The following is a 353-nucleotide window of genomic DNA, read 5'->3' as shown; positions in this document are numbered from 1 at the left end:
AGCAGATTCAAAGTGCTCACGAATTACTTTGATTGCACCGTAGTGATTTTGAAGTAGCTCTTCTGTCACGGCATCCAGGCGAATAGCTTTCAGCGAATGTTCAAGAATATTCAGCGTTTCAACAAGCAATTGCTCTTGCGTTCTGAGCTGCGCAGAGACGTTATTCAAAGCCGCGTCTACTTCGGCACTATTAGCCCCAAGACCACAGCAGGGCGCTATAGCTGCACGTAGTTGTTTTATAGACATAGTTCGATACCTTCTAGCTTTTTGAATTGACGCACCACTGATGATGCTTTGTTGAAATAAGGCCAGCGAAATTGGCGCTTGCCGTGCAAATCTGGATAACGCTTTTT

General features: G+C 45.0%; 1 protein-coding gene. It reads right to left on the bottom strand.

The window, feature by feature from the left end; all coding sequences use genetic code 11:
• The coding region (locus AW165_RS18685; protein WP_155859667.1) for a hypothetical protein at positions 1 to 246 on the bottom strand (246 nt) is incomplete at its 3' end.
• Positions 247 to 353: the final 107 nt, after the last annotated feature.

The sequence above is a fragment of the Acinetobacter sp. LMB-5 genome (genome assembly GCF_001541635.1).
GTDB classification, from domain to species: Bacteria; Pseudomonadota; Gammaproteobacteria; order Pseudomonadales; family Moraxellaceae; genus Acinetobacter; species Acinetobacter pittii.
Note: the sequence above shows the minus strand (reverse complement) of the source record. Positions and strands in the feature narration are given on the sequence as shown.